This is a genomic window from Marinitoga sp. 1135 (genome assembly GCF_013363245.1).
Lineage (GTDB): Bacteria > Thermotogota > Thermotogae > Petrotogales > Petrotogaceae > Marinitoga > Marinitoga piezophila.
Window position 1 is genome coordinate 1 of the sequence record NZ_LBEZ01000002.1, and the last position, 3,994, is coordinate 3,994.

The 3,994-nt window shown below is 25.3% G+C and carries 3 protein-coding genes; all 3 read right to left on the minus strand.

Going from position 1 to position 3,994, the window contains the following annotated elements; genetic code table 11:
* Positions 1–285 precede the first annotated feature (285 nt).
* From XO10_RS10655 to XO10_RS01445, 3 genes are read right to left on the minus strand one after another with little or no spacing between them, the layout of a single operon-like run.
* Positions 286–507, minus strand: coding sequence for an ATP-binding cassette domain-containing protein (locus tag XO10_RS10655; protein WP_075780161.1), 222 nt, complete (start codon positions 505–507; stop codon positions 286–288).
* A 26-nt stretch (positions 508–533) separates the two neighbouring features.
* Entirely contained in the window at positions 534–2,219 is a 1,686-nt protein-coding gene (locus XO10_RS01440) for an ABC transporter ATP-binding protein (protein ID WP_014295735.1), read from the minus strand.
* On the minus strand, positions 2,189–3,502 hold the full coding sequence (locus XO10_RS01445; protein WP_368494254.1) for a radical SAM protein: 1,314 nt from the start codon (positions 3,500–3,502) through the stop codon (positions 2,189–2,191). Before XO10_RS01445 ends, XO10_RS01440 begins: the two co-directional genes overlap by 31 nt.
* Positions 3,503–3,994: the final 492 nt, after the last annotated feature.

Here is a 3,994-nt window from a genome sequence, read left to right on the forward strand (position 1 = left end):
TTCATAATCCATTTCTGCTTTCAACATTTCTTCAAGCATTATTTTTACAAGCTTTTTGCTTATATCCTCAACATCATTCCAATCCTTAATTCCATTTTCTTTTATATATTGTTTTATGAAATTCCTATCTACATTACCAAGAATCTGTTCATTTTCCTCTTTTCTTTTTCTCGGCATTACTATCCCCCCATGTAACCTTTTTTTCAAAATCCCCTTTCTCTTTCACCACACTTCTGGGCTTCCTTTTTTCACATATTCATTCTTTTTATTTTTTTATTTTTTTATTTACACACTTTTTATTATACTACCATCATTTATAATAATGTTTCCTGAAGTTGGTTTCAATAATTTTAAAATCTGTCTTATTAATGTTGTTTTTCCTGCTCCATTTGGACCAATTAATCCAATAATTTCATTTGTTTTTAAACTAAAATTTATATTATTATTTGCTCTTACTCCATTTGGATATGTTTTGCTTATTTTTTCTACTTTTAATAATTCTTCCATTTGTTATACCTCCAGAGGATAATTGCTTAATAATATAAATTTTTATCAGTAAGCTTTTCTAATTCACCTTTTTCGATTTTTAGTTTCTCATCACATATCTCTAATGTTGATTTCCTATGTGTTATTAAAACTATTATTTTTCCTTCTTTTTTTAACTTTTTTAAAATTTCATGTATTATTTCCTCATTTTTCGCATCCATTGCAGATGTAAATTCATCAAGTAAGATAATCTGAGGTTCTGATATTAATGCTCTTGCTATTGCTATCATTTGCTTTTGACCACCAGATAAATTTATATTCTGCACTTTTTCCTCTATTCCATTTTCAAATTTTGATATTATTTTTTCCAGATCAGTTATTTTCAAAATTTCCTCAAATTTCTCTTTTGAAATCTTTCTTCCCATCAATATATTTTCTTTAATACTACAATTTTTAAATAATACGGGTTCTTGTTCCACATATCCAATATGTTTTCTTAATATATTACTTTCTATTGTTTCTTTATCATTTAATTTTATTTTTCCTTTTTTCGGTATATATAGACCTGTTATTACATTAAATAAAGTTGTCTTTCCTACTCCATTCTCTCCTGTTATACATATTATTTTTCCTTTTTGTAGGTTTAAATTTACTGTTTCAAGTATTTTTTCATTATTAAAACCATATTCGATATTTTCCAGTTGAATTGAATTAATATTTTCTATTTTTTTCTCTTCAACCTTTTCTTCTTCATATTTTGTTATATCAACTATTCTCTTTATCCCACCCCATGAGCTTCTAAGTACCATATTTACCTTCATTAATAATTGCAAAGGTGACATCAATGTTTGAATAAATGTCCAAAAAGCTATTAATGTTCCAAGAGTTATTTCATTTTTTATAATTAAATATCCTCCATATCCAAATACTCCAACTGTTATTAATCCATTTATGGAATTACCTATTGCTCCGGATAATTTTATAAATTTTATAAACTTTTTCCCAACATTATAATGGTTATATAATATAGTATCCATCATTTCTTCTGTCCAACTATACACATTCATTACTTTTATTGTTTTTATATTATTTATAATATCTACTAATAAATTTGTAATTTCTCCAAATTTTTCTCTTTCAATAATTGAGATATGTTCTGCTTTTTTATTTATGATCTTCAAAATTAAAAGGGATATTATTGTTAAAATTATTGGCACCATTGCTAGTTTCCAATTTAAATAAAACATCATTCCTATTATTCCTGCAATTTGTAATATCGATAATACAAAAACTGGAAACACCTGAGAAACTACAACTCCAACCATTTCAAGATCTGACATTAATTTTGATATTAACTCACCTGAATTAATTTTCATAAAAAATTCATATGGTAATTTTGTTAATTTTATTATAATTTCTTTTCTTATATCACGTTTGGCTATTAATGCATTCATCTCAAATATTATTTCACCTAAATAACTTATCACAGAAGTTGCAATCAATACTCCTATCATTATAAATATATATTTAAAGAGAATTTGAAAATTTTTTTCTGGTATTACAACATCTATCATATATTTAATCAGCATTGGAAAAACCAATGCTGATATTGCCATCAAACCAATAAATAAAATAGCTATTATTTGTCTTTTCCAATATCTTTTAAATATTTTGAATAAAAAATTATATATTTCTTTTTTTTCTAATTTGTTGTCATCTCTTCTTTTTTCCATATAAATAATTCACCTTCTTTCTTTTCTGAATAATTTAAACATCTTGGATCATGTTTGTTTATATCTCCATAATATTTATATGCAACTGCTCTGCAGCCACCATTACAGGTACTAAATTTATCACACTGAATACATTCTTTTAAATCTAAATTATATCTAAATCTATTCGCTTTTTCGGAAAACCATATATCTTTTATAGATTTTTCGAATATATTTCCATAACTGAATGCCGATTTATTTATTCCTTCTACTACATCACACAATATAACTTCCCCATCAGAACATATTTGCATTGCAACTTTTGCACCGCCACAGGTTATATTTTTTGCAAATTTTTGTAATCCATATGTAATTTTGATACTTCCATTGTATATTTTTTCATATTTTTCTTTTAACGATATTGCATATTTTATTTCATTTTCTGTCAATGTTTGGGATAAAATTCCTCTTCCAATTGGAAGTATAGGAACTACTCTAATTTCTTCAACACCTAAAAAAGGTAATTTCTGAAATAAAATTTCTAAATCATTTAAGTTTTCCTTAGATAAAGTTATTCGCCCCCTGGTTTTTATATTAAACACATTGCACCAATAAAAAGCTTCTATAACTTTGTTAAAATCTTCTTTCTTTAAACCTGTTATTCTGGACCATTTTTCTGGTTCCCATGCATCTATACTTATTTGAATGTTTCTTAAACCCGCATCAACTAATTCTATAATTTTTTCTTTTGATAGAATTGTTCCTTTTGTTGAAACTTCATAATTTATTCTTTTTTTCTCCAAAAAATTAATAATTTTAGCTAATCCAGAATGAGCTATAGGATCACCGCCTGATAAAGATACATATTCTACTTTTCCTAATTCTTCAGCTTCTTCAATAATTGAAATAACTTTTTCGGTTGGTAAATATTTTTTAGTATTATTTGAATTGAAATTACCAAAACAATAATTACAATTTAAAGGACAATAATCCGTTAAAGAAAAACCTATACTATTAATTTTATGTGGAATAATAATAGGACTATCAATTTCAGGAATAAAAAGATATTCATTCTCAGTATATTTCGACAATCTTTTATGTAATTTTTGAGGTAAAAAATTTATTATATTAATTTTATTAAATTTGTCTATTAAAATATGTAAATCATTTTTTACTATATCAATCGAAACTTCATATAAATTTGATATCTTTTCACTAATATCTTCAAAAGTTTTAGTTCCGTCACACAACGATAAAAATAAAGCTTCTGTTTGACTTAAAAATATCAGATTACTTCCACCCACACGCTTTAAAATAGCGCCTTTATTAGTTTTTATAATATTTTATTTTTCATTTTGTTCCTCCTTACTTGATAATTTTTAAAATACGTTTCCCATCTTGTTTTATGATGGGAAACGTTTAACTATATTTACTAATAATTATGTAGTTACCATATAACTCCGCATACTACTATAGCAGATTGACAAAAAGAACATTCAACAACAGGTTCTATTTTACTATTAATAAAATAATAACCTTTTAACATTTTAACCACTCTCCTTTAAATTTATATATAATCATGGTGATTTACCACGTTACCCAACAAACAACAATAGCTCCTTGACAAAAAGAGCATTCAGCAACAGGTTCCATCTTATTGTTAATAAAATAATAACCTTTTAGCATTTTATAACCTCCTTATATTTCCTTCTATTTTATATTTTTCTGGCGCCAGAACAAAACAGCCGGCTGAAAAGATTTAAATTTTTGATATAATATCTACGTAGATATAAAAT

Excerpts from the sequence above, each read along its gene's own strand:
- XO10_RS01440 (WP_014295735.1), bottom strand. The coding sequence starts at position 2,219 with ATGGAAAAAAGAAGAGATGACAACAAATTAGAAAAAAAAGAAATATAT.
- XO10_RS10655 (WP_075780161.1), bottom strand. The coding sequence starts at position 507 with ATGGAAGAATTATTAAAAGTAGAAAAAATAAGCAAAACATATCCAAAT.